This is a genomic window from Aquiflexum balticum DSM 16537 (assembly GCF_900176595.1).
Classification (GTDB): domain Bacteria; phylum Bacteroidota; class Bacteroidia; order Cytophagales; family Cyclobacteriaceae; genus Aquiflexum; species Aquiflexum balticum.
Genome location: NZ_LT838813.1, coordinates 4,018,851 through 4,044,466 on the forward strand (window position 1 = coordinate 4,018,851; position 25,616 = coordinate 4,044,466).

The 25,616-nt window shown below is 35.6% G+C and carries 34 protein-coding genes; 17 read left to right on the plus strand and 17 right to left on the minus strand.

Annotation, left to right across the window (positions count from 1 at the left end; translation table 11 throughout):
• Positions 1-227 precede the first annotated feature (227 nt).
• Complete coding sequence (locus tag B9A52_RS16940) at positions 228-1,976, plus strand: DUF6035 family protein (RefSeq protein WP_084121596.1); 1,749 nt, start codon at positions 228-230, stop codon at positions 1,974-1,976.
• 246 nt (positions 1,977-2,222) lie between these two features.
• Here the strand turns inward: B9A52_RS16940 and B9A52_RS16945 are convergent, their stop codons facing one another.
• From B9A52_RS16945 to tcmP, 3 genes are all read right to left on the minus strand, one after another.
• Positions 2,223-2,660 (minus strand): hypothetical protein, encoded by a 438-nt coding sequence (locus B9A52_RS16945; RefSeq protein ID WP_084121597.1) that lies wholly within the window; start codon positions 2,658-2,660, stop codon positions 2,223-2,225.
• 72 nt (positions 2,661-2,732) lie between these two features.
• Entirely contained in the window at positions 2,733-3,461 is a 729-nt protein-coding gene (locus tag B9A52_RS16950; RefSeq protein WP_084121598.1) for a DUF5131 family protein, read from the minus strand.
• 107 nt (positions 3,462-3,568) lie between these two features.
• Complete coding sequence (gene tcmP / locus B9A52_RS16955; protein WP_084121599.1) at positions 3,569-4,669, minus strand: three-Cys-motif partner protein TcmP; 1,101 nt, start codon at positions 4,667-4,669, stop codon at positions 3,569-3,571.
• Positions 4,670-5,028: 359 nt separating this feature from the next.
• Between tcmP and B9A52_RS16960 the strand changes: the two genes are divergently transcribed.
• Positions 5,029-5,265: a hypothetical protein gene (locus tag B9A52_RS16960; protein ID WP_084121600.1), complete on the plus strand. Its 237-nt coding sequence runs from the start codon at positions 5,029-5,031 to the stop codon at positions 5,263-5,265.
• On the opposite strand, the gene B9A52_RS16965 is transcribed toward B9A52_RS16960, so the two are convergent.
• Entirely contained in the window at positions 5,250-5,753 is a 504-nt protein-coding gene (locus B9A52_RS16965; protein ID WP_084121601.1) for a DUF6169 family protein, read from the minus strand. The genes B9A52_RS16960 and B9A52_RS16965 overlap by 16 nt on opposite strands.
• Positions 5,737-5,898, minus strand: a complete 162-nt coding sequence (locus B9A52_RS25655; RefSeq protein WP_157370196.1) for a hypothetical protein — start codon at positions 5,896-5,898, stop codon at positions 5,737-5,739. The genes B9A52_RS16965 and B9A52_RS25655 overlap by 17 nt, the downstream gene beginning before the upstream one ends.
• Positions 5,899-6,101: 203 nt before the next feature.
• Between B9A52_RS25655 and B9A52_RS16970 the strand changes: the two genes are divergently transcribed.
• The 5 genes from B9A52_RS16970 to B9A52_RS16990 all read left to right on the plus strand — a co-directional run bounded on the left by B9A52_RS16970 (position 6,102) and on the right by B9A52_RS16990 (position 8,768).
• The gene (locus tag B9A52_RS16970; RefSeq protein ID WP_084121602.1) at positions 6,102-6,371 is read left to right on the plus strand and encodes a hypothetical protein; all 270 of its coding nucleotides are present in this window, start codon (positions 6,102-6,104) and stop codon (positions 6,369-6,371) included.
• Positions 6,372-6,514: 143 nt separating this feature from the next.
• Complete coding sequence (locus tag B9A52_RS16975) at positions 6,515-7,096, plus strand: Crp/Fnr family transcriptional regulator (RefSeq protein ID WP_084121603.1); 582 nt, start codon at positions 6,515-6,517, stop codon at positions 7,094-7,096.
• A gap of 56 nt (positions 7,097-7,152) precedes the next feature.
• Positions 7,153-7,491 (plus strand): hypothetical protein, encoded by a 339-nt coding sequence (locus tag B9A52_RS16980; RefSeq protein ID WP_084121604.1) that lies wholly within the window; start codon positions 7,153-7,155, stop codon positions 7,489-7,491.
• 4 nt (positions 7,492-7,495) lie between these two features.
• Positions 7,496-8,074 carry an NAD(P)H-dependent oxidoreductase gene (locus B9A52_RS16985; RefSeq protein WP_084121605.1) on the plus strand — a complete coding sequence of 193 codons (579 nt, stop codon included), beginning with the start codon at positions 7,496-7,498 and terminating at the stop codon, positions 8,072-8,074.
• Positions 8,075-8,207: 133 nt separating this feature from the next.
• Complete coding sequence (locus B9A52_RS16990) at positions 8,208-8,768, plus strand: hypothetical protein (protein ID WP_172805148.1); 561 nt, start codon at positions 8,208-8,210, stop codon at positions 8,766-8,768.
• Between the two features lie 245 nt (positions 8,769-9,013).
• Here the strand turns inward: B9A52_RS16990 and B9A52_RS16995 are convergent, their stop codons facing one another.
• The gene (locus tag B9A52_RS16995) at positions 9,014-9,706 is read right to left on the minus strand and encodes an RloB family protein (protein ID WP_084121607.1); all 693 of its coding nucleotides are present in this window, start codon (positions 9,704-9,706) and stop codon (positions 9,014-9,016) included.
• Positions 9,691-10,983, minus strand: coding sequence for an AAA family ATPase (locus B9A52_RS17000; protein WP_084121608.1), 1,293 nt, complete (start codon positions 10,981-10,983; stop codon positions 9,691-9,693). The genes B9A52_RS16995 and B9A52_RS17000 overlap by 16 nt, the downstream gene beginning before the upstream one ends.
• Positions 10,984-11,329: 346 nt before the next feature.
• Between B9A52_RS17000 and B9A52_RS17005 the strand changes: the two genes are divergently transcribed.
• Entirely contained in the window at positions 11,330-12,148 is an 819-nt protein-coding gene (locus tag B9A52_RS17005) for a competence protein CoiA (RefSeq protein ID WP_084121609.1), read from the plus strand.
• A gap of 195 nt (positions 12,149-12,343) precedes the next feature.
• Here B9A52_RS17005 and B9A52_RS17010 read toward each other — a convergent pair whose 3' ends face one another.
• On the minus strand, positions 12,344-12,679 hold the full coding sequence (locus B9A52_RS17010) for a hypothetical protein (protein WP_084121610.1): 336 nt from the start codon (positions 12,677-12,679) through the stop codon (positions 12,344-12,346).
• Between the two features lie 126 nt (positions 12,680-12,805).
• Here B9A52_RS17010 and B9A52_RS17015 point away from each other — a divergent pair, with 126 nt between their 5' ends.
• From B9A52_RS17015 to B9A52_RS17040, 4 genes are all read left to right on the plus strand, one after another.
• Positions 12,806-13,045, plus strand: a complete 240-nt coding sequence (locus tag B9A52_RS17015; protein WP_084121611.1) for a hypothetical protein — start codon at positions 12,806-12,808, stop codon at positions 13,043-13,045.
• A 112-nt stretch (positions 13,046-13,157) separates the two neighbouring features.
• Complete coding sequence (map, locus tag B9A52_RS17020; RefSeq protein ID WP_084121612.1) at positions 13,158-13,922, plus strand: type I methionyl aminopeptidase; 765 nt, start codon at positions 13,158-13,160, stop codon at positions 13,920-13,922.
• A gap of 165 nt (positions 13,923-14,087) precedes the next feature.
• Entirely contained in the window at positions 14,088-14,276 is a 189-nt protein-coding gene (locus B9A52_RS17025) for a hypothetical protein (protein WP_084121613.1), read from the plus strand.
• 807 nt (positions 14,277-15,083) lie between these two features.
• Positions 15,084-15,260, plus strand: a complete 177-nt coding sequence (locus B9A52_RS17040) for a histone H1 (protein WP_084121616.1) — start codon at positions 15,084-15,086, stop codon at positions 15,258-15,260.
• A 366-nt stretch (positions 15,261-15,626) separates the two neighbouring features.
• Here B9A52_RS17040 and B9A52_RS17045 read toward each other — a convergent pair whose 3' ends face one another.
• From B9A52_RS17045 to B9A52_RS25660, 9 genes are all read right to left on the minus strand, one after another.
• Positions 15,627-16,919 carry an IS1380 family transposase gene (locus B9A52_RS17045; protein ID WP_084118757.1) on the minus strand — a complete coding sequence of 431 codons (1,293 nt, stop codon included), beginning with the start codon at positions 16,917-16,919 and terminating at the stop codon, positions 15,627-15,629.
• A gap of 433 nt (positions 16,920-17,352) precedes the next feature.
• Complete coding sequence (gene nudK / locus B9A52_RS17050) at positions 17,353-17,943, minus strand: GDP-mannose pyrophosphatase NudK (RefSeq protein WP_084121617.1); 591 nt, start codon at positions 17,941-17,943, stop codon at positions 17,353-17,355.
• The gene (locus B9A52_RS17055) at positions 17,933-18,289 is read right to left on the minus strand and encodes a TIR domain-containing protein (protein WP_084121618.1); all 357 of its coding nucleotides are present in this window, start codon (positions 18,287-18,289) and stop codon (positions 17,933-17,935) included. The genes nudK and B9A52_RS17055 overlap by 11 nt, the downstream gene beginning before the upstream one ends.
• 72 nt (positions 18,290-18,361) lie before the next feature.
• The gene (locus B9A52_RS17060; protein WP_157370198.1) at positions 18,362-18,937 is read right to left on the minus strand and encodes a Crp/Fnr family transcriptional regulator; all 576 of its coding nucleotides are present in this window, start codon (positions 18,935-18,937) and stop codon (positions 18,362-18,364) included.
• Positions 18,938-19,010: 73 nt separating this feature from the next.
• Positions 19,011-19,472, minus strand: coding sequence for a pyridoxamine 5'-phosphate oxidase family protein (locus tag B9A52_RS17065; RefSeq protein WP_084121620.1), 462 nt, complete (start codon positions 19,470-19,472; stop codon positions 19,011-19,013).
• Positions 19,473-19,596: 124 nt separating this feature from the next.
• Complete coding sequence (locus B9A52_RS17070; protein WP_084121621.1) at positions 19,597-20,310, minus strand: class I SAM-dependent methyltransferase; 714 nt, start codon at positions 20,308-20,310, stop codon at positions 19,597-19,599.
• A 13-nt stretch (positions 20,311-20,323) separates the two neighbouring features.
• Positions 20,324-20,668, minus strand: coding sequence for a n-acetylglutamate synthase (locus B9A52_RS17075; protein WP_084121622.1), 345 nt, complete (start codon positions 20,666-20,668; stop codon positions 20,324-20,326).
• Positions 20,669-21,355: a class I SAM-dependent methyltransferase gene (locus tag B9A52_RS17080; RefSeq protein ID WP_084121623.1), complete on the minus strand. Its 687-nt coding sequence runs from the start codon at positions 21,353-21,355 to the stop codon at positions 20,669-20,671.
• A 14-nt stretch (positions 21,356-21,369) separates the two neighbouring features.
• Positions 21,370-21,507 (minus strand): hypothetical protein, encoded by a 138-nt coding sequence (locus tag B9A52_RS25660; RefSeq protein WP_157370199.1) that lies wholly within the window; start codon positions 21,505-21,507, stop codon positions 21,370-21,372.
• A gap of 634 nt (positions 21,508-22,141) precedes the next feature.
• Here B9A52_RS25660 and B9A52_RS17085 point away from each other — a divergent pair.
• The 5 genes from B9A52_RS17085 to B9A52_RS17105 all read left to right on the plus strand — a co-directional run bounded on the left by B9A52_RS17085 (position 22,142) and on the right by B9A52_RS17105 (position 25,571).
• Complete coding sequence (locus B9A52_RS17085) at positions 22,142-22,930, plus strand: helix-turn-helix domain-containing protein (RefSeq protein WP_172805234.1); 789 nt, start codon at positions 22,142-22,144, stop codon at positions 22,928-22,930.
• Positions 22,931-23,035: 105 nt separating this feature from the next.
• Positions 23,036-23,710 carry a hypothetical protein gene (locus B9A52_RS17090; protein WP_157370200.1) on the plus strand — a complete coding sequence of 225 codons (675 nt, stop codon included), beginning with the start codon at positions 23,036-23,038 and terminating at the stop codon, positions 23,708-23,710.
• A 7-nt stretch (positions 23,711-23,717) separates the two neighbouring features.
• Entirely contained in the window at positions 23,718-24,083 is a 366-nt protein-coding gene (locus B9A52_RS17095) for a hypothetical protein (RefSeq protein ID WP_084121626.1), read from the plus strand.
• Positions 24,084-24,116: 33 nt separating this feature from the next.
• Positions 24,117-24,317: a DUF2798 domain-containing protein gene (locus B9A52_RS17100; protein WP_172805235.1), complete on the plus strand. Its 201-nt coding sequence runs from the start codon at positions 24,117-24,119 to the stop codon at positions 24,315-24,317.
• Between the two features lie 30 nt (positions 24,318-24,347).
• Positions 24,348-25,571, plus strand: a complete 1,224-nt coding sequence (locus tag B9A52_RS17105; protein WP_084121628.1) for an NADH:ubiquinone reductase (Na(+)-transporting) subunit B — start codon at positions 24,348-24,350, stop codon at positions 25,569-25,571.
• The last annotated feature ends 45 nt before the right edge of the window (positions 25,572-25,616 follow it).

The window sequence follows — 25,616 nt, forward strand, 5'->3', positions numbered from 1 at the left end:
AAAACTCTAATTGGTATTTTTGGAATTCCTGAATGGAGGTATTTAATGTGAATTAACAGGAGGAAAACATTTGCTAGGACTTTATCTAAATTGGTTGAAAAATTATCAACAAACTCAGATCTGATTTTTCCCGACAACCATTGTCATTTTAGCGAATTTTTCTGTTGAATTGAAAGCTAAAATTTTCCTTTGTACCTATATTCACAGAAATACAATCAATCATCCCAATGAGATATAATAAAATCAACATAGTAAGGGTAAAAGAGAGTAAAACCATCATTGATGTAAAGGAGCAATTTAAAGAGAGAAAAGATTTTTTTTCTTTTAGAGAGAAAGCGTATGAAGAAAAGTTGGAATTTGAATGTTTGCAGTGTGGACAGAAAATTTCCATTTCCAAAAGCAGTAGAAACAACCTGTACTTTAAACATAATCCCAATACCACAGCTTGCCTTCTTAAGGATTCACGGTTTTCTGAAAGTGATTGGGAAATTTACAAAAAGATAGTTTACTCCAAAGAAAGCGATCGTCACAAATTTTTAAAGGAAGCAATAGGGAATAAACTTCAAAGAGTCGCAGGAATCGATCTTAATAAGCTTTGGATTGATGACCGATATCTAATTATTGACGGTGAAAAGAGAAGACCCGATGTTTATTGTGAATTCCGAGATAGGAAAATTGTCTTCGAAATCCAGCTTTCTGATCTTTCACCAAGGTACATGATTGAAAGAAATTCTTTTTATGAAAAACATGGAATATACCTAATATGGATTCTTGATAATTTCAATTACTTAAATCAAAGTAACAGCCATTTAAACATTAAATACCTATCAGGCCACCAAAACTTTTTTGTTTTCAATGAATCATCATCTGAATTTAAGTTGGATTGTAGATTTAAGAAAAATTATATTTTCGAAAAGAAAGAAGTCCGCTGTAAATGGCAAACTGCTACTATAGGATTGGAATCTTTGATTTTTGAAGAAAATCACAAGGAAGTATACTATTACCATTATGAAAACGGTAAAAAAAGTAAAGATGAATATCTGAAACGACTCAATGCCAAAAAGCAAAAAAGTATTGTAGAATCAAAAATGATTCAAGAAAAGGCATGGAAAATTTCCCGTGTTGAAGAATTTATTAAGAATCTGAAATTTTACTACAAACATAGAATCGCTGATTATAGCCATTTTCGCGCTTATTTGGAAAATAGTGAAAAAGGCGAATTACAAATCATCAATGAAAGAATTGGATATGAAAAAAGTCCAAATAAACTTTTTTTATTTTTAGAAACTACCAAGAATAAGAATTACCAATTTCTAAGTTTTATTTTAGATGTAATCCAGATAAAAATGGATATAAACCTCAAAAATGACAAAGGGAAAACTATTTTTGAAATTATTGTTTCTGATTTGGAGTTTTCTTTAGAGCAATTGTTGAGTATGGTAAAGTCACTTTTGCATAGAGGTTATATTTTACAGGAATCTGATTTTAAAGCTTGGACTGAGCGTGGGTTTGAACAAAAAGATTCTGGCTGGTATTATTTGTTTGAAAAATTCACAGGTGGACAACATTTGGATGTTATAGAAAAAGTTTTCGAAATGAGACATGGAAATGTAGTTCTCATGATAGAGTCTGTTAAAAGGAATATATTTATTCATTCTAATTATGGTTCTCCTTCCGAAATTAGGAATTGGGTGGCGTTTGCAAACAATGCTATAGAATATTATGCTGAATATTGGGAATTTATAGAGTTAGCATTTCAACATTATGGTAATTGGGAGGAGATTGTTAATTCTGACCTTTTGAACAAGCAATCTTTAAATAATAAAATGGAAAGGTATCAAAAGAACAAACCAAAAATTGCTGTGGAGTTTGTGGAAGTTTTTTTCGAACTCTATGAGGAGGTTTACAATACTTCTCCAGATCTAAAGAATTCGCATAGTTACTACCTTATTGATTGGGGATTTTATAGTGAGTAGATTTTATATCATTATCAATTAGGGATTTTTATCGGTTATTACAAATACACCAATTCGGTAAATAATAATGACCCAAATTTGGCTATGTACCACTAATATTTGGATAATAAGGATTGATTAGTGCCACATTCCGACCATGTTCACTGCGCCACTTTTAAAGATCAGCTTTAATATTTAGCAATTAATCTTTTGTTAAATATTTTGACAATTTCTTTATTGCCAAGTAAACAAATGTTTTAATAATTATTAAGTCTTTTTAGGCCTAAGTCTATGTTCCAATTGCCAAATCAGGAATAAAGTCACAAATTCTATCAAAATCATCCCTAAAACGGCAAATTTTAGATCCAACTCAAAAAATAAGGCTATCAAACTTGGTAAATACACTGCTGGCATTGTCCAAAAGCTTCCTGCCATGCTGCATATATGAAGAAGATTAGGATCACTGCCCGTCTCTTCACCCTTTGAAAATTTTGTTTCCAAAATCAGATAAACGGTAGAATTCACAAGCCAGAAAGGAGCTGTAATTGCAAAACAAAGAACCAATAACTTTATGGTTTCCAATTCGAATACAATTCCAGGATCATATATAAATAGGAATAGTATACCTGGTGCTACAGATGCAAAAAATATAAGAATTAAAGTCATGAAAGATACAGGCGTGATTTTACTTATGTCTAAGCTCATTTGGTGTTTTTTGAATTTTCAAAAAGAATCTGGTTTCTATTGGGTAAGATTGGGGACAACATTGAAGTAAATTTATACATGTCTTTGAAGCTCAATCTCCGGCATTTCATCATAAGTTTTCCCATTGAGTTCCCTTCCGGCTTTTTTCTTATTTTTTCCTCCCCATTGCTTGAAGAAAAATGCCACATTGGATTGCTGGCATTGCTCCTGTATATCCAATACCCATTCCGGATCCATGGGCCGGGGTTTGTGTCCGCTTTCTCCACCCACTATCACCCAGTCGATGCCGATAAGGTTGAGGTTTGACAAAGGCCCTATTAGAGGTTCGCAGGACAAGAACTTCACACGGGCCCCGCACTGTCTCAAGAAATCAATCCTTTCGGTCACTTTTTCGTCTTCCACAGATACACCCATCCAGATATTATGTGGCCAAATCAATTGGTCGCTGATTTCCGCCAATCTATCTGCTCGCTTGGTCAATACCTGAAACACATGTTGACCATTGTCCCTCATCACCTGAAAGACTCTCTGGATAAATTCCAAGGGCACGTCCTTATGGAAGAGATCGGACATAGAGTTTACAAATACCACCTTGGATTTCTTCCATGTGTATGGAATACCCAAGGCATCCTCATGTGTCTTTACTTTCTTAAATCCATCCTTGTATTTGTCCACCCCCATTGCTTTGAGCCTTTTGGACATGACTTCTGCATAGCAGAATTTACATCCCGGTGAGATTTTGGTACATCCAGTCACTGGATTCCAAGTTAGTTCGGTCCATTCAATTGAGGTTTGTGCCATAATGCTTGATTTTTAGAATGTCTTTTTTGAGAATTACGTTTTCTTCCAATAGTAAAACTAGTCTCTTTCAACCATTAGCCAATTGTTTTGGCACCTGTTGTCCCAAATTATTTTTTGACTGAAAAGATAACCAACTTTTGATTCTTGATTGCAGAATCATAGCTAATCAATGGGTTATTCCCTTCATAATCGATTAGGTTTTCTTTTTTCATTCGAATTATTTCTTCCCTCGCATGCGAACCTATATGGCCCTTTGAAAGGGTGTAATCAATAACCGATTTGTTATCTGTAATTTTTTTTGATAAAATATTATCTCTTAAATCCCTTTGGAAAGATTGGATTTTGGTCAATTTCGGTTGGTCAAAGATACCTAATTGAGCTTTAGACAAATCATCTTCAATATCAAAGTTGGCCTCACCATTCAGACCGCTTTTTTTCCAGACTATTTCCAAAAACTTGTTTACGGCCAATTGGTGTGAAGCACCAAAAACCAATCCATAAATACCTGATCTCTTTTTTATAGAGAAAGGATATAACTGTAAATTTGAATTTGACGGGAGCTTGTTTTTAATTGCCCCAATTAGGTTTCTGTGAATAAACTGATAGGGGTTTTTCTTCAAATCCTCTATGTCAAAATCAATAGACTGTTTGAATTCAGGTGTTTCGTCAAATCTTTTGAAATATGATGTAGAAACAAAGAATAGAAAGTCCGTCCTTTTTGATTTTTCAAGTTTGTTAATTGTATCCAACTTCAAAAATTTAACCCCGTTTTGGTCTAAAAATACAAGAGAGGGATGTTTTATGATATCAGAATAATACTTTTCAAAAGCTTTTTCAAATTCCAGATTTGAATACTCTATTTCAACAAATAACTTAAGTATTGGTTGCTCCTCAATAAAGCTACTACATGCATTTTGAAGTTCTATGAATTTAGGTTTTTTGAATTCATTAAGCTTTAGATAAATTTTTGTCCTTTTTTGAAGAATAATATCTGTATGGTCAAGAATCTTTTTCAAAATCCGGATGGGGCTACCTTCTATACCGTTTATGTCATATCCCTTTCCGGCAAAAAAATCGATTATACAAACCGTACCAAATCCCGACATCACAAAAGTTGGAAGCCAAGCTTGGGTATAATCCTCAAAAATTTCAAGTTTTGTGATCGTTCCTTGATCAAAAGGTTTTTCATGCAAATCCTTAATTCCCATAAGCTTATTTTTTAATTTATAAAGAACGTACTTTTTAAAACATTAGAAAATACCGTGTTTGGGGTATTTTTCATTAAATATGGGGCAAAATCAACTGATTGAAGGAAGGAAAGTTAAATATTGATTCTAATTGAAGGTGTATGGAAGTAATTGGGTTGTTATAAGTTTTCCAGAAACATCCTAGTTTCCATGATGGAAAGAGTAGGAGAGGGGTGATTCCATAAAATGATATTTTGGATATGCTTTGACTCCATCAGAAAGGAAAACTTACCCTAGGGGAGGATTACTGTCCAAAATACCAAGAATGCTAAATCAAAAAATCAGTTCTTATTTTAAAAACCAATTGATATATTTCTTCCATGGACAACGCTACACTTAGGAAATTAGTAAGGGATTATCAACTTGGGCTAAGGGATGATATAGTAGTGCTGGAATCCCATTTCAGTCATGTTTGGTATTTTATCGATGCAGACGGATATGAACTAACTCTTTTGTATGGCAAGGGAAAATATGCCATCTTATACCATCACCGGAAGCTGGGGCAGGTGGCCATTGACTTTCTTTGCGAATCCAAAACTTGTTATTCAAATTTGTAGGATTCAAATTCTTCCATATTTGACTTGGCGAAATCTTTCAAATCATTCAAATATGGGTTGTTTTTTAAAGTAACAATTGATATGTAAGTTGTTATGGAATAATTTTCCCCATCATTTACAAGTTTAAAATCCAGTTTTTCAAACCTCTCTAATGAACTTTTGTCATACCATTTATCAAATAAAATCTTTCTATAAAGTTCACGTTGATCTTGGCTGTCACAGATAAATATAATTGAATTTCTAACATCTTGATCGAAAAGTTCTTCAAGAAAATTAATAAGGGTTTGGCAAATTTTTGGATCAAAACCGTTTTGGTCTTTATTTCTTTTTTCTTTGGGGACAAGTGGGAAAAATGAGAAATCAAATAAAAAATCCCCATAAGGAGGAACAAACGATGATTTTTCTAGGATAATAATATAGGGTACTCCTTTGTCTGTATCAAATGAGTACCCTTTTTTAATTTGGTGTAAATTATATTGGTTTGACAAATTTAATCTTTCTATTTTCCTCGAGTTCTTTTAAATCTTTTCCCTCACGAATATAAGAAATGATTGCATTTTTATCTTCGACCTTTTTTTGAATGTAATCGAAAATTTTAGCGTTCTTTTCGGTTTTTACGATTACTTTTTCCATTTGATTTTACGATTTGTTTGATGAATCAATTGACAGAAATTACAAATTTCATATCAATTTAAATTAATCATGTAGGGGATTATGCTTTCCAACAATACAAATATACTATATAATTTTTTGCTATATAAAAATTTCTAATCTTTTTACAAAGGAATTAGTAGTTGTTTGTAATTCTCATTGTCAATTAGTTAAGTGATATTGAAGTGCTGGAATCCTATTTCAATCATGTGTGGTATTTTATCGATGGTGATGGATATGAACTAACCCTAATGTATGGCAAGGGAATATATGCTATCTTATACCATCACCGGAGGCTGAGGCAGCTTGCCATAGATTTTCTGTCCGAGTCCAATCCACTCAGGGACCTTACGCTTTTTGTCAGTGGCTTGGAGGGGCGGTTCGGGATCTTTGTTGAAGAATTTCTTCCTAGGATCCTGGCGGAGTTTGCATTGGTGGAGAGGAGGGATAATTGAGGCTGAATTGATAGGTTCAAGGATAAACCGGACTTCTTTTGTTATTATTAGAGTTAATAGTCTGGTTTTTCCGGACAGATATATAAATTGGCAAACACTATAACTAAACTGTGCTAAACTGAAAAACTGTAGTCGATTAAAAAATGAATACTGAAAAAATCTTAAATCAAATTGGGGAGATTTATTTACCATTAAATCATGAATGTCAGCAAGAATTAATTGCTTATTCAAAAGTTAATACATTCAAAAGAGGAGAGGTTGTAGTTCGTGAAGGACAATTTTCTAAAAAAGCATATTTGATTGTAGAAGGTTGTTCGAGAGCCTATTACTTGAAAGACGGAAAAGATATTACGGACTGGTTTACTTTCGAAAATCAGTTCATGGCTCCTATTGTTAGCTTTTTTAGTGACAAACCAAGTCCCCATTATGTTGAATTTGTTGAAGACTCAACAGTTCTTGAGTTTTCGAAGGATATTATGGACAAACTGACAAGTAAACACCATGAATTTGAACGTTTTATAAGCAAAGTGGTAACTGAAACGATGTTAGGACTTTGTGAAAGATTGTACACTATACAGTTTAATAAGGCAGATGAAAGGTATAATCACCTATTAAGTATTTATCCTAATATCACAAACCGAGTTCCCCTAACCCATATTGCTTCATATTTAGGAATTACACTTGAAACTTTGAGTAGAATAAGAAATCCTAAAAACCGCCTTTGATCTAGATCAAATAATAACGCTTCCATTTAGTAGATTTTTGTAAAAAAAATTAAAAGATGGAAGAAAAAAACAGTCAACTAAAATCAATTTTTGGAAAGTGGTGGGAATCTGTTAGGAATTGGTTTTACCCAACTTGGTTACTTTACGAGCTTTCAATTCGCTTTTATGATTACGCAATAGCTGTCCATAATTATTTGATAGGTCGCCAAAATTATTTTGCTTCCTATATAGGGGAAGTTGGTTGTCAAATTTCAGCTATTTTTTTTGGTGTAGCCACATTCATAATATGCACAGCCTTTTTAACGTTGCCGGCTAGTTTTCTTCTATATACATTCTTCAGAACCAAAAATTTAACCACCAATCATTTTGAGGATCAAATCAAAAAATATTTCTAAGAAGATGAAAAAAATATTGATTATAAATGGACATCCCGACAAAGAAAGTTTCAGTTTTGCACTTTCAGCGTCATATCAAAAAGGGGCCGAAAAATCAAATGCCGTAATTGAAGTAATTAATATCAGGGAATTGGATTTCAATCCTAATCTTCAATTTGGTTATCGAAAGCGAACAGAATTGGAACCTGACTTATTATATGCCCAAGCTAGATTAAAATGGGCAGATCATATAGTTTGGATATACCCAGTATGGTGGAGCTCTGTACCTGCAATTATGAAAGGGTTCTTGGATCGAGTTTTACTTCCTGGATTTGCTTTCAACAAAAGAGAAAATTCGTTGTTTAGCGACGGATATTTTAAAGGAAAAACCGCAAGGATAATTTGTACATTAGACCAGCCTGCCTGGTATTACAAGTGGGTTTATGGAAACCCAAGCCATAATGCTATTAAGAAAGGGACATTGAATTTTATTGGAGTAAACAAAGTGCGAATCACAACCATTGGCCCCATAAGACTTTCCAAAGATGAAGTTAGAGCAAATTGGTTAAAAAAAATTGAAAAACTAGGTCTAACAAATAAATGAACCATTGATTACTTGTAAGGGATGCTTTCAAAATTATTGAAAGAGAATAGGATTTCTATTGATCATAGATTTTATTTGGTTATTGCCATTTCTGATTGTTGTCGGTTCGGGTAAAACAACAGGGGGTGAAAAAATGGCATGGATACTTGCTGTAATTTCCATCTCTCTTGGTCGCATGGAGCGTTTATATCCTACTTGCTTCAGTAAAAAAGAAATACTAGACATGGAATCAACAGATTTATTAAAGGAATATTTGTCAAAGCAAAGCAAGGTGTTTACCACCTCACTCGGGTTGACATTGGGACAACTGGAAGAGGGGATCTATTCCAGTCATAAGTTCTCAGTTGAGGAGATTGGTTTTGATTTTGAATTGTTCACCGAACCTGAGAGCCTGTATGAATTTATTGAAAATTATAAGTTGGAAAGTTTGGGTAAAATTGATGAAATGGGTTACCGGGACATTTGGATCAGGTATCTCAATAGGGAAGCTGAAATGGAAGTTACCCAATCAGAACTACAGGAAGCACCCTTGACTTTCAGATTATATAAAGGGAAAACAATGATTTATTCAAAGGTTTTACATTTTTATGATGAGGTAAACAGACACCTGACTTTGTCGGAAGATTTCTTTGACTATTTCCTGCATAATGAAAAAAAGTTGAATGTGGCGGTGGAGAATATGTATAGGTATTAATGTGGGAAAAGATAACGATGAACAAAAGATTCGAAACGCATACTGCTGCCAATACCAGATGTTTTCCAAGCAAAACCCTGCTTACAGTAAGTATAAAATATAACTTAAAATGATCATAACCAAATCAGAAAGACGGGACATTGACCTTGAAAAGATCATTGCATTATAAGGCAAACAAATGCAGTGCTTCTGATAATGGACTTTGGCTCATGTAACTCATTAACTGTAGCCGCAAAAAACAATTCCTATTTCAATCCCATCAGTTCCTCTACCAACTTCCAGACCATCGTACAGGGATTATGGTTGGCGTAATCTTGTTGCCCTATAAGGTTTTCGGTCAGATTTTTGGCATTGCGGATGGCATTATCCTGGTTGCCGTAAGTTTTAAGTAAGTCATACATTTCTTCACTGTTTTTCTGATATCGATAATGCTCCCCTATATGGGGCCTCAGGTTACCTTCTATGAGTTGCTGGTAATCAGTTCTATTGATTCCATTGTTATAGAAATGAAAATGCAGGAGATACCAAAGTTCAAAAGCCTCGTTGCTCCATGCACATCCTATTTCAGGACTTGAATTGCTACATCGTTGTATGGCACTGTTAAAATCCTGGGCGGAGAAGCTATCCTTATCAAAAACCACCCACAACCTGTCGATGGGTCGGCTGTTTTCCTTTTCGTAGGAGAGTTTCAGCCGCAGGGCTTCATCCACCAATGACTGAGTGTTCCTTCCAGTCCCTTCAATATCTATCTGATAGAAGGTTAATACCCCTTTAGGCAAATCTTCCTTTAAACCCTTGAAATAATTCGGTTCGGTCTTTTCACCCTCACAGACGATAAGGTAGAATTGACGTTTGGTTCTAAAGTCTCTCTTTCTCTTTTCCTCTTCTCTGGCAAATCGCTTCAGGTGTTCATTGGGGATTTTTATCTTCCTTGCCATTCCCTGTCGGATTTTGAAAGGTTACCAATAAACGGAATGGCCCCATATCGGCCCTCGATATAGTCTTTTTCAAAGGATCTGTCCTTACGGATTGTTTTCCCTTCTTCTTTATATTCTACCAAGGAATAGATGCCGGAAGCCCCGAATTTGTCTTTTTCTACAAAATAGATCTGATCTCTCCGGTAATTGCCATAATTCAACAAGTTGGTATCATGGGTCGCAAAAATCAACTGGGCATTTTTAGGGTTGAATTCTCTGGAATTGAACAGTTTCGTAATCGCAAGTGTTAGAATGGGATGCAGGTTCGCATCAAGTTCATCCACTACCAATAACCCACCGTCATTCAAAACATCGAACACAGGCCCGGAGATATTAAACAACTTATTGGTTCCTGAAGATTCCTGACTGCGCATGTCAAATTCAACTTGGCCAGCTACCATATCTTTTGAATCATACTTCCTGTGAATGGTCTTGATATCTATACGGAATGCTCCCTCCAAGTCGGTTACCAATTGTTTTACCAGTGTTTCTGGCATATCACCAGGAAGTTCTTTGGGGTCGAATGGTTTTTTGGAAATAGAGATATCCTCAAATCCCAAATCCAGTTTTTTATAGAAATCCAAAAGGGTATTTCTGGTTTGGCTGTTTTCCAGCATCTCAAAAGTCACCCCTTTGTAACCTTCATGCTTTAAGCCTGAAATGGCAATGAAGTTGTTGAACCATTTCATGATCATTTTGGAAATCCTGCCATTGAACTGGTCGGCCACTGCCAGAAACAGTGCGTTGTCCCTGGTGCGTTCTTCCAAATCCTTTCCTTCAGGAAATCCTTTCATTACCTCAATACCCTCATTTTCCCGAAGGAACAAGGGTTTTTCGGACTGTTTTTTAGCTTCAAACAACCATTCAGAATGGATCCTATGATCATCCACTTCAAACCCGTAGCGATATCTAATGCCATCAATCAGAAATACAGCTTCAAAGTATGATGGGGAGTGTTCGGTCGCTGTATTTAATAGGAAGGGAACAATATCCAACTCATCAGCTGATGATTGCTCAAAGGACTGTAGCACTAATCGTCTCATGGTGGACATGGCTTTGATCAGGTTGCTTTTGCCACTGGCATTTGCACCATAAACTACCGCCCCACGCAGTAAATCGAAGCGTTCTGTGGAAATGATATTGGTATCAACATGCTCCTTGATGGAGGTGGCTATCAAGCTGAGCGTTGTTTTTGACTTGAAGGACAAGTAGTTCCCTACTGAAAACTCTATTAGCATTTTGACTATGTTATGAGAAATATTCTCAAATATAGTTAAATTACTCTATATTATGAGTTAGTAATGAGGAAATTTCTCATTATTCCAGAGTTTTGTGTGAGATGATATCGAAGTGCTATTTATTTTGAATAAAATTCGGAATTTGATTATTGATTTCGGATACAATTTATTTATCCTTAGTCTCAAACCAGGTATTTATTCCAATTATTCCATTAGGATATTTTTTTTCTAAAATTTGAGAGCATCTGTTTTTCTAGTGATTCCAAAATGGGAAAATTGGATTTGATATTTTTACCTTAGTAAGTCTGGGATTTCTCTCCACTACTCACTCCAATCAAAATAAAGAATGAGATACGCAATAGTCAATGGTACAAAAACTGAGGCAACCAAAGGTCTCAAAGGAATATGTCCAAGTTGTAGGTCAGAATTGATTGCAAAATGTGGTGAACGAAAAATAAACCATTGGGCGCATATTGGAGTTCGATCCTGTGATCCTTGGTGGGAACCAGAAACTGAATGGCATCGAACTTGGAAAAGCAATTATCCTGTTGAATGGCAAGAAGTCTTTTTGACTGATGAAGAAACAGATGAAAAGCATATTGCCGATATCCGAACTTCGCATAATCTTGTGGTTGAGTTTCAACATTCTTATTTAGATAAAGCGGAACGAACTTCACGAGAAAGGTTTTATAAAAATATGGTTTGGATAGTAGATGGTACACGCTTAAAAAGAGACTATCCCCGTTTTCTTAAAGGGAGGGAGAATTTCCGTAATACCAATATGAGAGGCATTTTTAAAGTTGATTTAATTGAAGAGGTCTTTCCTGAAAATTGGCTTACCAGTTCCGTTCCTGTCATTTTTGATTTTAAAGTACTGGGCACAATTGACAATATAAACGATTTTCGAAATCTACTATATTGTTTGATTCCTGTTCGAATAGGTAGATATGCAATACTTGCCGAAATACCGCGTAAGGCTTTTATTAATGCTTCAATTGACGGAAGTTGGTCATTAAGAGTTCAGGAATTCATTGAGAATTTAACACAACCAAAACCAGAACGACAGAATCAAATACCAGAACCCCAAGTTCAAGTAAGGAAGAATGAACCTTCACATTATTTTGACCCACGGAAAAATAAATTTATAAAAAAAAGACGCTTATAACTGTTTGGACAAAATGTCTAAGCCAATCTATCTTTCCTAGATGTTCGTGGGTTTACTCATGGAAAGAATGGAGTCCAGTTTCCCAATGGGGCATGACCTATTGGGAAACTTCAAAAAGTAGACGAATGGTCGGGAGAGAGTAGGAGGGAGATAGCGATTTGAGTGGTCAAGATAGGTATAGTCTATATCTTTGATTTAGTGGATTTTTAGCTTTAATGAATAGTATGTATTCCAATCTTCTTCCCCAAGAAGCCTTTGATTTTTATGGACAAAATTTTGTCCTTCTTTATTTATAATAGGGGTTGAAATTGTACCTGATAGCAATTCAATATTGTCTTGGAGCAATTTGTAATCTGAATCAAAAACCGCGGCATATTTTGGTAAGGATTCTAAGAAATCTTCCAGATGATTGACTCTAAATGAATCCGTAATTTCAAATTTAAAATTTGTTGAAATGGATTGATCTGTGTTTTTATCTTTTGCGCAACCAATCAATGCTGCAACAAGAATTAAGCATGTAAAATATTTCATGTGTTTATAATAATATTTTTATTGGTCACATGCCCGCCTGTCGGAACAGGGAATCTTCGCATGTTTTACAACCATCTCTAGGCATGAGGAGAACCTCATGCTCGATTTCATGTTCAAATTTATGGAATGGAAAATTCAGGCTTGTTAAGTTTTGTTAGAGAGAAATACCTAACTCTTAATTTTTCTATAATGATTAATCTTGCAGGAGCAGAAAATCTACTTGGGGAGCTTTTAGTGGACGACAAGGGATTTTCGCTTTACTTTTTTGCCTTCGAATCATCAGGCTTTACAGGAAATATAAATTGGTACGGATTTGGCAAAAAGTACCAAGTAGTTGGCATCTTTTGTTTTAGGTGGAATTGCTAGGTTTGAGGAACCTAACTTATTTGTTTATGTTTAAGTAAATAGTCTGGTTTTTCCAGATAAATAGAATAGCGGTCAGGTATAAAAACATACTACATAAGAATAAATAAGCGATATGTCAATAACAAAAGAAAGTGAATTAGTAGCCATGAAAAAAATAAGTGACGTTGTGGCCTTCACCTTAAAGGAAATGATAAAATTTGCTGAACCAGGCATGACCACTAAAAAACTGGATGATTATGGAGCAGATATTTTAAAAAGCTATGGAGCAAAATCTGCACCTTACGAAACATACAATTTTCCAGGTTGGACATGTATAAGTGTAGATAATGAATTTTGTCATGGTATCCCATCTAGTAAAAGAATATTAAAAGAAGGTGATTTAGTAAATATAGATGTGTCAGCAGAACTTGAAGGATATTGGTCTGACAATGGTGGCTCATTTGTTCTTGGAGAGGATATTAAGCAACATCAAAAGTTAGTTGACGCATCTAAAGAAATATTGCAAAAGGCAATTAATAATATTAAAGGGGGAGTAAAAATAGCTGACATAGGCCATCTTATGGAAACCGAAGCTAAAAAGAGAGGGTATAAAGTGGTTAAAAATTTGGGAGGGCACGGAATCGGAAGAAGTTTACACGAGCAACCGGACGAGTTACTAAACTATAAAAACAGACTTGACCATAGACGGTTTAAAAAGAACTCTGTTGTGGCAATTGAGACTTTCATTTCAACTTTATCCTCATACACAGTTGAACTTAATGACGGCTGGACAATGGTTGGTAACAAAGGTGGCTTTATGGCACAGCACGAGCATACAATTGTCATTACGGACGGACAGCCGATTATCCTAACAGAGAACAATGAGATTTTTAACTGAAAAGGGCAAAAGAATAAAACCAATCCGTTAATGATGCATATGCAATCCCATTAGGTTCTTTAAAAGTAGTTTATTGTCTAGGGAAGGGTTATTATTAAAAATGTCAAGAAATGCTATATAAAAAAAACAGTTCTTATCTTAAAAATCAATTGATATATTTCTCCTATGGACAGCGCAGCACTTAGGGAATTAGTAAGGGATTATCAACTTGGTTTGCGGGATGACATTAAAGAGCTCGAAGCCTACTTCCTCCATAAATGGTATTTTATAGATGGTGATGGATATGAACTTACCCAATTAAAATTCAATAAATTCCAAGAACATATTGAGTCGGACAACTTTTTTCCTTGCTGATATGAAAATTATGGACTTTTTATAATCATATATATTATTTCCTTTGATCAAAAAGGAAAGTTGGTTGAATAGGTATTTTTAAAAAAGGAGATGGAGCGAAAAATTAGATAAAATCGTTTGTAGCTTGATTTTCAAATCAAGCTATTTAAATCATATTTAAAGGTATAAACTATCTTAAATTGTAAATGAAAATCCAATAATGAAAAATAAATGCAATTAATCTTTATCAACATTAATTGATGTTTTCGGGTAACCAGAATGAGAAAGACCAGCAATATTTTCAAATAATCACCCAATAACTACTACAATCCTTTCATGGTAAATTCCCCAAACTGGCTTAGAATCATATTGATTGATGATGACATTGTTCTAAACCTGATAAATAAAAAGATACTCCACATAATTGGATTTAAAGGAGAAGTATTAGATTTTAATAATGGATTACAAGCCATTAGCCGCATTCACAAAGAAATCCAGTTTATTTTGAATTATATCAAAATCCAAGTTTAATAATTTTGACTTAGAAATGCCTGTATTAAATGGGTGGGGATTTCTGAAAAGTTTTGAATGCTTAGATTCCCATGTGAAAAATCATTATAAAATTATAGTATCGAGAAGTTCAACAGATTCAAAGGATATTAAAAATGCTTTGGAGTTTGAATCAGTTAAGAAATATATCCCAAAACCATTAATGCATTTTTGGATTTTTTATGTCGATTTGGGTTGGAGGAATTGAATAATGCAACTGAGCGGTAAAGAAACTGAAAGAAAATCATATTTTTGCATTCAATCAAAAATCACACAACAATGAAAAGTCTTATTGATAAAATAAATGCTGAGTTTGAATCCTTCAAAGCAGATGCTGAATTGCAATCGGAAAAAGGCAACAAAGCCGCAGGTACAAGAGCTCGCAAAGCTACTTTGGAACTTACCAAAATGATGAAAGAGTTCCGTAAGGAATCTTTGGAAGCTTCAAAAAAGTAATCTTTTAGACAACTAAGCTCCCCAATAGGGGAGTTTTCTTTTTCTTATCAATGACAGAATTGGAGTGAAGATACCTCTGAACTGAAAATGCATTTAAGACTAAAAAGACCTTGCCTTGTCACCTCGATCCCCCCGATAGCTCCTAAAATCCGTAAGTGACCTAATGACATTCAATTCTGTAAACCAAACCGTGTTGTTTTGAAAAATTGAGTAAAATCAAGGCTTTTGTTTTCTCTTGTTTCCGAAGTTTGTTTGTTTTTGCTGACTTGATTTACAGAATTATTGAAATTTTGAAAAGTAAAGACAGTTTTATCCAATACTTATTTTAGAGGAATGAGCCATTTTTTTTCGCAAATGTTTTTTTTATCAGGTATATACAAAAGCTGGATTATATACTTTTAGCTTCATTTGTCTGCTTTGTTTTATCCATTTTGCAGGAAGAATTATAAATCGAAAAATAAATTTTTTAATTCGGTCGGTGGGTTTTATACTTTTGCATTTAGTTGAAAAATAGTTAATCACATTATTGTATAGGTTTCTGCAAATTGCTGAAAAATAGAGGAATACTGAGTTTTTGTTTAACGAAGAAAAAGGGAGGCATTGCCAACCAAAATCATTTTTTAAGATGTCAAACTGTCTTTCCATGTTGCCCCGCTTGGCGTAAAAATTAGCGACTTCCAAATCAGTCATATCAAAATTATTGGTCAATATTGCACGGTAATCATAGGCATCCTGTGTGATTATGTTCATTTGGCCATCATTTCTTAACCTGCGTTTTACCAAAAGGCGATACGGCTTGGGAGTAGCTTTATATTCTCTGGCTTGTTGTGAAAAAGGAGTGATCAAGATTGAACCTACTTGTAATTCCCCAAATTCATCTTTGGCTGTTGTCCAATCCTGAACCTGTGTAAAATGTTTTTCCACGTAACTGTTTCTACAACCTACATAGAAAAACTCAGATTTTTCATTCAACAACTCAATGACTTCATATTGATAAGATGCTGCATCTGCTCTGAAATGTGAAACTTTTGGAGTTTTAACTTTTTCCAAAGCTCCAAACATGCGTTGTAAAGTATCAATTTGGAATGACTTAGCATCGGAATTACCATTTCTATTCTCGATGTAAAAGATATGTTCTTCGTTTATTGTACACACACCGGGTTGATAACCATAATCCCTTTTATAAGTCATTTTACTATCGCTTTTTTCATTAAAAATGATAGTATTATCGTAGTCAAGCGTCAATTCCTGAGAATTTAATACCCCAAGTTTTGACAGTATTGCCATGTTTAGTTTACATAATTCTTCATTACTATTAAATTCATGCTCAACTGAACCTCTCTTAGTTTTACAAATCTGATTTTCAGTGGCTAACTCAGACAGGCGCTTCAGTAAAGTATCAGGACTAGGTAATTTTATATAAGGATTGTTTTCAAAATGCGGCCTTAAATTGGTGTGTATATCTTCAATGCAGTCCCCACCACAATAATAAATTGACAGGAAAGAATAAAATAAATCTTTCCATGAATAACGAGAATTGGGGTTTAATTTAGGTAAAGAATCAGATAGGATATCACTAATATTCAGCTTGTTAAGGTGTTCAAAAACGAAATTCATCCCTCCAAATGCTGATATTGAATTTGATTTTACTACTTTCATTCATCGATTGTTTGTGCAACACCAAATTAGGTGAAATAATCGAAACCGCAAAGCCTTAGCAATTAAGGTTTTGCGGTATTTTTAAACATCTGTATGCGGATTTTAGGAGCTATCGGGGCTATCGTGGATAGAGGTCTATAACCCGTCTAGTTGTCATTCTACCTTCTATAAATGCCAATTTTCTCCACTACCAATGACAGATTTTGAAATTGCTGGTTTAGAACTAAAAATAGCATTTAAATCAAGAAAAAACTTTGCCTTGTCACCTCGACGGCAGGAGAGGTCTGCATCCTGCCTCAATGTCATCACCCTTTGTGTTAATACTAATTATTATCACTACCAATGACAAAAGAACCAGAGTGAATCAAACTCCTATAAAAAATCTCTCGAATTTTTTCATTTATTAAAATATGGATATCCTCAATTATACAGGTCAATGATATTTAACCAGCTCACTCAACATTAAATACTGGAGTAGCATAATAGTTTTACCGTCACAAATTTCCCCGGTGCCAATCATGGCATAAGCTTCTGAAAGGGGAATTTCCAACACCTCAATGTTTTCCTGTTCCTCTTTGACCCCACCTCCATCGGATATTTTCATTTCTTCTGTATATTCAGCTACGAAAAAATGCAGGATTTCTGTCACTGAACCAGGGGACATATAGGCCTTAAATACCTTTTGAACTGATTTGACCTGATAACCTGTTTCTTCCTCCGTCTCTTTTCTGATGCAGTCTTCCGGGTTGGCCCTGTCCAGTAATCCGGCGCAGGCTTCGATCAGCATGCCTGTTTGGTTACCGTTAAGATAGGTAGGCACACGGAATTGCCTAGTGAGGATAACCGTCTTTTTTGATATGTTGTAAAGAAGTATGGTAGCTCCATTGCCTCGGTCATAAGCCTCTCTGGTATGGGTTTCCCACCTGCCATTACACAATTGGTAATCAAAAGTTACCTTTTCCAAACGGTACCAATTATCAGAAAGCAGCTCTTTCTTTAGGTTTTTTACTCGTTTATTCTGCATCAGAAATATCTTTGATGTGATAATATACTTTTAGACCTCTTGCTTTTGCTATTTCAACATCTTTATCCGCCCCCTTTGATTCACCGGGAATTCTCAGTACGGCATCACATTTTTCGAGTAGCCGATGTGCTACAGGATATTGGATCTCGTCCCATACAGCATCACCCGGCTTTTGAGATCCGGCAAGATGAAGCAAGGGCAAAGCAACCCATTCTCCAATGATTGGAACATGCCCTTTTCTGAAAATAGGCAGTGACATGGCTTCAAGTTTGACAAGGTTTTCTTTGATGAGAATAGGATCATCATTGGTGCCACTTCGATATGGCCCCGCAATTAGGATTAGCATAGTGTTTTTTTCAAATTAATGCCTTCTTCAGCTTTAAAAAAATAAGATATATTAAGAAAAGGATTTCATTCTTCAATCCTTCTTTGCCCTGATTGCACTTAGAAACTCCGGGGTGATGCCCAAATAGGAGGCAATCTGTTTTAGTGGAACGGCATTGGCGATGTGAGGGTATTTTTTGATAAATCGCTCATACCGTTCCAAAGCAGGCAAGGAAAGGTTTTGAATTGTTCTTAACTGCTCCCGGCAATAGGCATTCTGCATCAGGATTCTAAAAAACCTGTTGAACTCTGGTATTTCATCATACAGTTTGTCAAGATTTTCCTTGGACAATTTTAAAACACTCGATGGTGCCACCACCTGAATATTCACCATTGAAGGAACAACATTTAAGAAACAATGCATATCGGTGATCCACCAATCTTTCACAGCAAACATCACTGTAGAATCTTTTCCCTCCTGATTGATATGGAAAGCCCTGAGTATACCTGAGTTGACAAAATAGATATGCTTGCAGGATTCTCCCTGACTTAGAAGAAACTCCTTTTTGTGCAAATTCCCTTCCTCCAACAGACTTAGAAAATACTCCTTTTCCATAGGTGATAATGAGATGTATTGACAGATATTGGAAAGTATAAGATCAGATTTCAAAACAGAGTCATTTGGTTAAACAGGTTGTTCAATAAAGTAAACCATTAAGCTTTGGAATTGATTATCAATATTCTCAATCAATAGGTTTCACTTTATAAGTTTTCATGGCACTTTCAATTTGGGATTGTTCAGTCTTATCCGGATATAAAAAATAGCTGGGAGCCATTATCTTATCTACCCTTATTACAGTTATCTCTATGATGGATTTGATTGGAAAATTATCCGTAAACAAATCAGTCAAGAGTTTTGCTTTATTTCCAAATCCGGGATCCTTTTTTTCAATGACCCTAGCTGTTCCTTTTAATTTGAATCCTTTCTGAATAAATACATCAATAAAGCTTACACAGACATTTGGGTTTTCCCTGATATTTTTGATACTGAGCGGAGATGCAATGTTTGCAATAAGTAAGGAATGCTCACCATCATAGGTAAATACTTCCTTTGGCGAAACATTTGGCTCATTCAACTCATTAACCGTAGCCAGCCAGCACAAGACGCTTTTGTCTATATATTTTTTTACATCACTATTGATCATGCCCTCTCTGTTATCCTGTCTCAATTAACTGTAAGGAATACATGGCTTTACTTTTTTAAATACCACTGTATGATTTTTACTCCGGTAAAGTTTCCCCAGGTTCCATCAATTCCAGTCCACCACCTTATTTTTCTTTGACGGCACAAAAGGTGGCAAAGCACATGTTTTTATGTAATATCTCAACGTAGGCAAAACCTGCCTCTTTCAGTTTTTTTTGCTGAAATTCATAGCTTCTCGGGCTATCTTCTTCTACAATGTAGGCAAACACTTCTTTTTGATAGGCTTCTCCATTGAGATTTTTCAAATAGTCGGCATACCTTTCCCACATGAGTTTATTCAATGGTTTGAGTGTCTGCACAACGAGGTCTGAAATAAGCAAAACTCCTCCGGGCTTTAACAGCGTAAACAACTTCTTGAATACTGCTTTCCATTCAGACTCATCACGCAAATGATGGAGAACAGCCCCGGCAGTTATGATGTCAAAACTTTCTGCATTATCAGGAAAATCTCTTATATCAGTGTGAGAGATAGTAACTTCACCATTTGTAGAATTTGTTACCCGTTCATATGCTTTGTCCAGCATGGGTTGGCTTAAATCTATCAGGGTACAATTCAGGTTGGGAATCTTTTCCAATATTTTGAGGGTGTAGTTACCTGCACCACAGCCTATATCCAAAATATCCCGTGCTCCATGGCAAAGGTATTTTGCCGCATCCGATAATATTTCCAATGATGCCACTGCATCCACGGTGGCTGTCTGTCCTTTTTGAAGATTACTGAACCTTTCCACATCTTTGTCGAAACGTGTCCTGATTTCTTTAACTGTTGATTTTTTCATGGTTTATGGAATATTACTGTAGTATGATTTCTTCTATTTCTGAGATTCCATTGGATTGATCCCCGTTGGTCCATTGCCAGACCTCCTTCAGTCTAAGTGTTCCATTTTCTGAAAAATAAGGGGTCGATTTACATTTGCCTGTCCGGATCTCTCCCTGCTTGTTGATATGCTGATAAACCATGTCGATGTTTCCATTATTCTCCACCTTACCTAATAAAAATCCTTTTTCAATTTCACCCCCACTATAATATCCATCTATAATCCTGCCTTCCTGCTGGTAATGAAAGATGGTGGAGGAGGATGATTCTCCATTTTCGGTGTTCTCTATAGCTCTAAATTTTTTATTGTGATAATTCATTCATCTGGATTTTTTTAGTGTAAAAATTATACTGGAAGGTAATTCAGCTTCAGCACTTTTTGGCTCTCTTAAATTAATCATTGTATATCCCGTCTTTTGAAATAAATACATCCAATCCTCCAAAGTACGAAAATACCATCTATGGGGCATTTTAAAGTTTCCAGGCAGTCCTTTCCATGAATCATTGACCCACTCACTTTTATATGTCTGTCCGTTTTTGTGAAAAGTGAATGGATGCAGGGTTTGTATGAATATATACCCATCATTTACCAATAATTCATCAATTTTTATCAATAACCTTTCAGTCATCGATTTCTCATAGAGACAAAAATTGAATATAATTCCTTCAAAAGGAGCTCCATTGATTTTGGTCCCGATTATAATATCTTCAAAGCTTAAACATTGATAGTTTGATGATTTTCCTTTTTCCGATGCTTCTAAAATCAACCTCTCCGAACCATCTACCCCAAAGGTCTCAATTCCCTTTGTAGACAAAGCCCGGCATAACCAACCTTCTCCACATCCTAAGTCCAGGATATTTTTCAACTTGAAACCAAGAACATGGTTTATAATAGCAGGATTAGTAATTTCTCTGGAAGGTATCTTTTGTTCCTTTAACACTTTGATCCATTCCTCAGCATTAATGTCCCATGAATTACTGATTGATGTAGTTTTTTCCGATGGCATACAAATAAATTAAACTATTTTATACATTTCATGGCAGTGAACATGATCAGTTTTACATCTTCTGGGACTCCAGCCACACTTCCTGTTCCCAACAGCAGGACACCGACTACTCTGTTTGCCTTATTCAAAACCATGACCTTGGACTGCTCCACAAATTCTATTTTGTCCTTTTCCCATCCTTCCAGCAAAACACTGTAAGCCTGTCTTGAGAAAGCAATTTATGGACATAAAGAAAGGCTGACTTTGCACCGATAGGTCAGTTGGATTTTAGCAACTTGGGATAAGGAATTGATGTTTGAAGTATTTATAACATTTCATGTTTTTTGAGAAATTGTTTATGGTACCATCCCAGGAAGTGAACAATCAAGACCAAGAGGAAAAGGAATAATTAGGTGAGAGGGTTATGTAGGAAGCTATTTGCCGGCCCAGCTGTCCTCTGCCTAACTTGTGGCATAATAGAAAAAATGTTTGGGAAATTTTTATAAATTAAGTAATTCTATTCAAACCTTCCATGACAAATTTTTATTCAGCTCAAAAGGAAATATTTTAGAGAATAGTTATTCCGTATTATAATTATTGTTTTGATTTATCTTTATCTGTAAAACCGAATTCAGAATGAACTTTGATAAAAGACCAAACCAAAAATAAATGGGTAAATATGATAAATTAATTCCGACACTGGATATCAATAGTTTTCAACAGCTTCATTTTTCCGATTTTTCTAATAATTACTCACTTGATTCTATAATCCAAGAAGATTTTATTATACAGAGGCTAGAGGAAACTATGAATACTATAAAATTGCCGATTCCTCCACACAGGAAAACAGTGTATGATTTAGTCCTTGTTACCCATGGAGAAGCTTTGAGAACATCTGGCCTGAATAATTATACGCTGAAAAAGCAACAGATTTTTTTTATGCCTGCCAATCAGATAACCTCTACTCCTTTTATAAGTAAGGATATAAAGGGATACTATTTCCATTTCAGTTTGGGGTTTGTGGAAAGTCTACAGTTATTTTTGGATAAATTAACGCTTTTCAAAACAGACCGACCCCCACTTTTATCACTTGATAAAAATGCTGCTGATTCCATCAATCAAAAGCTGGCAGGCCTGGAGTCGGTTTATTTAGGAAAGGTCAAAAATAAAACAGAACTGATTGCCCTTAAATTGATGGAATTACTATTCGAAATTGAGACCTATTTGCCTGATCAGGCAGAAGAAATAAAGCTGTCCACATCGGAAAAAATCACTGGTAGGTTCAAACAATTGGTTAATGAAAAAATCAGATCTTTTAAAAAAGTAAGCGATTATGCTGATTTTTTGAATATTACCCCCAATCATTTAAATAAATGTGTTAAATCAGTAACAGGCAAATCTTCTCATTACTGGATACAGGAAATGTTATTGCTTGAAAGCAAAACCCTGCTCAATCGACATGATCTGTCAATTGCTGATATTTCTTTCGAACTGAATTTTGAAGATGTAAGCTATTTTAGCCGGTTTTTTAAGGCCAATACAGGCATTTCCCCCTCAGCGTATAGAAAAAAAGTAACTGAATCCCTTTCTGCTTAAATTTTCTGATCGGGTTATTTTTGATTGATAATCACAAAAATGTGCTTGATTTTTACCATTTTTTTGACCCTATCAACTTTAGTTTTGCATAAAAATAACAATTATATGCGAAACATTATTTCACTTCTCTTTCTGTTTGCTGTTGGTTGTTCCATGGAGGCTTTTGCCCAAGACCCAGGTACAGGAAGACCTCCTATGAGTCCACCGATTCAGCCGGAGTTTCAGATTGGCATTAATAAGCTTCTTTTTCAAAACATTCTAATCAAGCCTTTGGATAAAGGTCACAGGTTCGATTTTTTCAACATCACCTATTTCGACTCACATTTTAATGAGGAAGACAAGCCATTCAATGAAGGGCTTATTCAATCATATGTGGCTTACAATTTCGTAAAAGGAGTAGGTATTGGAGTAGGAGGGACTTATAACTCTTTTACCGGAGTTTCCCCTAACCTCGTAGGACAATTTGTCAACGCAGGCCGAAGCCACCTGATCGTTTTTTTTGTTGCAGCCCATTTGAAATCCACACCTTCTTATGAGGCATTTACCCAGATCCAATTTCGCCCGGCTTTGTCTGAAAATATAAGACTGTTTACCCAGTTGATGGCATTGACCAATTGGACCAGACTTGAAGTCCATAGCCGAAGCTTTCAGCAGTTCAGGCTTGGACTGGATGTGAAAAACTACCAGTTTGGCTTTGGTGCCGATTTCGATCAATATGGCCCTATCCGTCAGTCAAAAACAAATTTGGGACTCTTTATCAGGACTGAAATCTTTAATTAAAAGAAGGATGAAATTTAACATTCGTACCAAAGCCATTGCCAAAGCCATTTGTGTTTTGGCTGTAGGTATTACTCTATTGACCAAAATACTCCAAGTCTCTGAGGTGCTTTCCCAAATGGAGGCCATTGGACTTCAGGAGATGCTTCCTCTTCTTATCGGATTGGAAGCCACAGCTTTGATTTTATACATCTTCCCAAGGACTGCAAGGGTTGGTTTTTTCTTATTGGTTGCCTATTACGGAGGGGCGATAGCGGTCAATTTACATCAACCCTCGCAAGCTGTTCCGGCTATAGTATTTATGGTTATTATATGGGTAACAACCTTTATCCAGATGCCTGAAATATTTGGCTACAGCGAAAGTTTAACGAATTAAGGTGCAATGAAATTTAAACCTGAACAAGCTCATATGCTTTTCATCTTCTCGGTGTCCATTATGATGACAGCGGTGATGTCATTTGCAATTCTACTTTTGAGGATAGGCTTGAAAGAAGACTTTTTCGTTATTTGGATCAGTGATTTTATTGTCGGGTGTATTTTCTCTTTACCGGCTGGGTTCATTCTTGTTCCTTTGATCAAAAAATGGATAGATAAAAGGACAGCGAGATAAATATGTAATCAGTTTAAATCTTATTTATTTATGAAGATAGTAAGTAAAAATCTGTCTAAAATCCGGCCATATGTCGAAAAAGGAGGGAAATATGAGAAATGGTTCTACCTATTTAATATGATAGATACTATTCTGATGGTTCCAAACCACACTACCTCTGTGAAAGGAGTTCAGGTAAGTGATGCAATTGACCTCAAAAGATATATGATTACGGTCGTGGTATCCTTGATTCCGGTTTTAATTTTTGGGATTTGGAATTCGGGCCACCAACATTACTTAGCCATTGGTGAATCAGTTACTTTTTATTATAAAATAGTACTAGGACTAGAATTGGTTATCCCAATAATTATTGTTGCATATAGTGTGGGAGGTGTAGTGGAGGTAACTTTTGCCTTGGTAAGAAAACATCCGGTTAATGAGGGCTTTTTGGTAACAGGGATGTTGATTCCACTAATCCTACCGGTAACCGTCCCTTTATGGCAGGTAGGACTTGCCACGGCATTTGCTTTGGTAATTGCCAAAGAAGTTTTTGGTGGTACAGGTATGAATATCCTGAATGTAGCCATGACCGCAAGGGCATTCCTTTATTTTTCCTACCCTTCACAGCTTTCCGGGGAAATCTGGACTTACATTCCTGATCCGTCGAAATTGGTGGATGGTTATTCCGGGGCCACTGCATTGGCGATTGCCCAGGAAACTGTTTCAATGCATGGATCAGGGATTTCAATTATTGAAAATTTATCCAAAGCTGGCCTCTGGAGTGGTGAAAACCTATTTTCATTCTGGAACATGTTTGTTGGGGCCATTCCCGGTTCTATAGCAGAAACATCAACCCTCGCCTGTCTTTTAGGAGCTGCAATCTTGATATTCACTGGGGTGGGAAGTTATAAAATCATTTTAAGCGTTTTTTCCGGAGCATTGGTGATGGGGTATTTCTTTAATTTTTTGGCTTATTTGGGAATTCAGTCTGCTTATTTTGAACTTCCATCTACCTATCATCTGGTGATGGGAGGATTGGCCTTTGCCGCAGTATACATGGCGACAGATCCTGTTACAGCCTCCCAGACTGAAGGAGGGAAATGGATTTATGGATTTTTGATTGGGGTATTGACCATCGTCATCAGGGCTGTCAACCCAGCTTATCCAGAGGGAGTAATGCTGGCAGTTTTGTTTATGAATGTGTTTGCCCCCCTGATCGATTATTATATTGTTAAGCAAAATAAGAATAGAAGATTGAAGAGGGCTTTACGATAGTCCAAAAAAAGTGAAAACTAAAGAGAAAGCCCCAAAATAAACTTC